This window comes from Stenotrophomonas sp. P5_B8, from assembly GCF_054049855.1.
In genome coordinates this window covers 1-4331 of record NZ_JBFULO010000347.1, presented here as the reverse complement: position 1 = coordinate 4331, position 4331 = coordinate 1, and the positions used below count along the sequence as shown (strand labels likewise).

Here is a 4331-nt window from a genome sequence, read left to right as displayed (position 1 = left end):
TTGGTCTGGCCGCTGAACTGCGGGTCGGTCATCTTCAGCGACAGCACGAACGACACGCGGTCCMACACATCTTCCGGGGCCAGCTTGACGCCGCGCGGCAGCAGGTTGCGGAAGTCGCAGAACTCGCGCAACGCCTCGGTCAGGCCGGTACGCAGGCCATTGGCGTGGGTGCCGTGCTGGGCGGTCGGGATCAGGTTGACGTAGCTCTCCTGGACCAGCTCACCCTCGGGGATCCAGGCCAGGGCCCAGTCCACGATTTCATTTTCTTTCTTGAGGTGGCCCACGAACAGATCGGCCGGCAGCATCTCGCGCTCGCCGAGTTCGGCTTTGAGGTAGTCGCTCAGGCCGTCTTCGTAGTACCAGCTGTCCTGCTCGTCGGTGGCTTCGTCGCGCAACTTGACGGTCAGTCCCGGGCACAGCACGGCCTTGGCGCGCAGCAGATGGCGCAGCGCGCGCAGGTTGTATTTGGGCGTATCGAAATACTTCGGGTCGGCCCAGAACCGCACGCGGGTACCGGTGTTCTTCTTGCCGACGCTGCCGACCACTTCCAGCGGGGTGGCGCGATCGCCATTGCGGAAGGTGATGCGGTGTTCGCTGCCGTCGCGCTTGATATGCACCTCGACCAGGGTCGACAGCGCATTGACCACGCTGACGCCTACGCCATGCAGGCCGCCGGAGAAGGTGTAGTTCTTGTTGTTGAACTTGCCGCCCGCGTGCAGGCGGGTCAGGATCAGTTCGACGCCGGGGATTTTCTCCTCGGGGTGGATGTCCACGGGCATGCCACGGCCGTCATCGCTGACCTCGCAGCTGCCATCCTTGTACAGGGTGACCTCGACCGTACGGGCATGCCCGGCCAGGGCTTCGTCGACGGCATTGTCGATGACTTCCTGCGCCAGATGGTTCGGGCGCGCGGTGTCGGTGTACATGCCGGGGCGGCGCTTGACCGGGTCCAGGCCGGACAGGACTTCAATATCGGCGGCGTTATAGCGGGCGTTCATCTGTCTTCATAAAGCGCAAAGCGACGGCGAAGTTTGCGGTCTGGACGGTTTTTTTGCACGCCACACGTTCAGGGCCCGGCCGACCGGGGTTCGATAGACTGTGCCTGGTGGAATCCGTCCCCCGGAATCCCCATCCCAAGCCGAGACCGCGAGGAGCCATCCCATGAAGAAGTTGCTGACCATCGTTGCCATTGCCGCCGCCGTCCTGGCCGTGCCGCTGGCTATGGCGCAGAACGCCGGACAGGGCCAGCCCACGCCGCAGCTGGGCGAGCAGGCCGACAAGGCCCAGTCCGAGGCCGACGCCAAGGCCAAGCGCCGCGCCCAGGCCACCGCCGAGATGAAGGCCAAGGGCGAGCAGGCCCCGCAGAAGGAAGAAGAGGAAGAGGCGAAGAAGAAGCGCTGACCCCTTCMGATGCCCTCATGGACGCCCCGGCACTGCCGGGGCGTCTTTTTTTTGTGAAGGCCGCATGCCAGCGCTTGGGCTTGTGGCCTTCAATCTGTAAACTAGCGCTTTCCGGGAGCAGTATGTGTCATCCATCAGCGAATGGACTGGCCTGATCGTGCGCGATCGCCAGCAGGGTAGGCAGGAGGTGACGGTCCATTCAGCGACCGGCACGGCCAACCCGACCTCGCCGACCGGCCGCTTCGCTGCTTCCCCGATCCCGTCCCCGGCGCGTGTGTCCTCCGCAGCCGGCGGCCCGATCCCCCTCCATTTTCCCTTTGCGTCGTCCGTCGCCCCGCGCGCCGGCGTCGTCTCCCCCTTCCTGACAGGACACCCCCAGCCATGACTCCCTTGATCTTCGTAACCGGCGGCGTAGTGTCCTCGCTCGGCAAAGGCATTGCCGCCGCGTCACTCGCCTCCATCCTTGAAGCCCGTGGCCTGCGCGTCACGATGATGAAGCTCGACCCGTACATCAACGTCGACCCGGGCACCATGAGCCCGTTCCAGCACGGCGAGGTCTACGTCACCGACGACGGCGCCGAGACCGACCTGGACCTGGGCCACTACGAGCGCTTCGTGCGCACCCGCCTGAGCCGCAAGAACTCGGTCACCACCGGCCGCATCTACGAGAACGTGATCCGCAAGGAGCGCCGCGGCGACTACCTCGGCGCCACCGTGCAGGTCATCCCGCACATCACCGATGAAATCCGCCGCTGCATGGACGAGGCCACCGAAGGCTTCGACGTGGCGCTGGTGGAAATCGGCGGCACCGTGGGCGATATCGAATCGCTGCCGTTCCTGGAGGCCATCCGCCAGGTCCGCACCGAGCGCGGCCCGGAGATGGCGCTGTTCATGCACCTGACCCTGGTGCCGTACATCGCCGCGGCCGGTGAGTTGAAGACCAAGCCGACCCAGCACTCGGTCAAGGAACTGCGCTCGATCGGCATCCAGCCGGACGTGCTGCTGTGCCGTTCCGAGCAGGTCGTGCCGGATTCGGAACGCCGCAAGATCGCCCAGTTCACCAACGTTTCCGAGCGCGCGGTGATCAGCGTGCCGGATGTGGACGTGCTGTACCGCATCCCGATGGGCCTGCACGCGCAGGGTCTGGACGAGATCGTCATCAACCAGCTCAAGCTGGGCGACAAGGCCGGTCCGGTCGATCTGTCCGAGTGGGAAGCGGCGGTGGACGCCACCCTGCACCCGCTGGACGAGGTCACCATCGCGGTGGTCGGCAAGTACGTGGACCACCAGGACGCCTACAAGTCGGTCGGCGAGGCGCTCAAGCATGGCGGCCTGCGCCAGCGCACCAAGGTCAACCTGAAGTGGCTGGAAGCACAGGAGCTGGAAGGCACCGACATGGCCGCGCTGAAGGATGTCGACGGCATCCTGGTGCCGGGCGGCTTCGGTGACCGTGGTTTCGAAGGCAAAGTGCTGACCTCGCAGTTCGCCCGTGAGCAGAACGTGCCGTACTTCGGCATCTGCTACGGCATGCAGGCCGCAGTGGTCGATTTCGCCCGCCACGTGGCCAACCTGGACGGTGCCAACAGCACCGAGAACGACCGCCAGTCGCCTAATCCGGTGATCGGCCTGATCACCGAATGGCGCACCGCCACCGGTGATGTGGAAAAGCGCGACGACAAGAGCGACCTCGGTGGCACCATGCGCCTGGGCCTGCAGGAGCAGCGGCTCAAGCCGGGCACGCTGGCCCGCGAGCTGTACGGCAAGGATGTCGTGTCCGAGCGTCATCGCCACCGCTACGAGTTCAACAACCGCTACCGCACCCAGCTGGAAGACGCCGGCCTGGTGATTGCCGGCAAGTCGATGGATGACACCCTGGTGGAAGTGATCGAGCTGCCGCGCGACCAGCACGCGTGGTTCCTGGCCTGCCAGGCGCATCCGGAGTTCCTGTCCACGCCGCGCGAAGGCCATCCGCTGTTCATCGGCTTCATCCGTGCGGCGCGCGAGCGCAAGGCCGGCGGCGCGTTGCCGCAGGCAGCAGGCGTCTGATCGCCGCATGCAGCCGCCATCGGTGCGGGCGGCCGGCATGAGCCAGGATCCGTGGGCGGCGCTGGAAGCGCGCCGCCAGCGCCGGCACTGGCGCGCCTGGCCGTGGGGCTGGGCCGCGCTGCTGCTGTCGATCGGGGCCTGGGCCTGTGCCTTCATGTTGATGGTGCTGGTCATGGCCAGTGTCGGCATGCCCGGTGACGGCAGCCACGCGATGCAGGCCACCGCGCCGTACCTGTACGCCACGCTCGCGCTGGGCGGGGCGACCCTGCTCGGCGGCCTCATCGCCAGCGTGCTGGCCATCCGGCTCCATCGGCAGGCCGTCGGCGGTGGCGCCGCGCTTGCGCTGATGGCGTTGCTGCTGGCCGTGCTGCTGGTGCCTGCGCTGCTCTGACCGCGTGACTCGGCGTTGGCCGGCGACCGCGTCGCAATGCCGATTTGGCAAGCGGCAGGCGGATGGCGATAATCACGCGGCAGCTTTTCAACGCTACTTTCTGGCGTTTCCCCTTCCTGACTGGTAACCGGCCCGCTATGACCACGATCCGCAGCATCCACGCCCGTGAAATCCTCGACAGCCGTGGCAATCCCACGCTGGAAGCTGAAGTCATCCTCGAGGACGGTTCGTTCGGCCGCGCCGCGGTTCCGTCGGGTGCCTCGACCGGCACCAAGGAAGCGGTGGAACTGCGCGACGGCGACAAGACCCGCTACCTGGGCAAGGGCGTGCGCAATGCCGTGTCCAACGTCAACACCACGATCGCCAATGCGCTCAAGGGCTTCGATGCCGCCGACCAGGAAGGCCTGGACCGTCGCCTGATCGATCTGGACGGCACCGAGAACAAGGGCCGCCTGGGCGCCAACGCGCTGCTGGGGGTTTCCCTGGCCAACGC

General features: G+C 66.5%; 4 protein-coding genes and 1 pseudogene. 4 read left to right on the top strand and 1 reads right to left on the bottom strand.

Going from position 1 to position 4331, the window contains the following annotated elements; translation table 11 throughout:
- Positions 1–998, bottom strand: a 998-nt coding sequence (locus ACXJKH_RS16055) for an ATP-binding protein (RefSeq protein ID WP_457320782.1), incomplete at its 3' end; no start/stop codon positions are given.
- Between the two features lie 163 nt (positions 999–1161).
- On the opposite strand from ACXJKH_RS16055, the gene ACXJKH_RS16050 reads away from it, so the two are divergent.
- The 4 genes and pseudogenes from ACXJKH_RS16050 to eno form a co-directional block, all read left to right on the top strand.
- A complete protein-coding gene (locus ACXJKH_RS16050; RefSeq protein WP_256774136.1) occupies positions 1162–1401 on the top strand; it encodes a hypothetical protein in 240 nt (79 codons plus the stop codon).
- Positions 1402–1782: 381 nt separating this feature from the next.
- Positions 1783–3447, top strand: a complete 1665-nt coding sequence (locus ACXJKH_RS16045; protein ID WP_457320780.1) for a CTP synthase — start codon at positions 1783–1785, stop codon at positions 3445–3447.
- Positions 3448–3484: 37 nt separating this feature from the next.
- Entirely contained in the window at positions 3485–3838 is a 354-nt protein-coding gene (locus tag ACXJKH_RS16040; RefSeq protein WP_256774134.1) for a hypothetical protein, read from the top strand.
- A 137-nt stretch (positions 3839–3975) separates the two neighbouring features.
- Positions 3976–4331 (top strand): annotated as a pseudogene (gene eno, locus ACXJKH_RS16035) (phosphopyruvate hydratase); the annotation flags it as partial.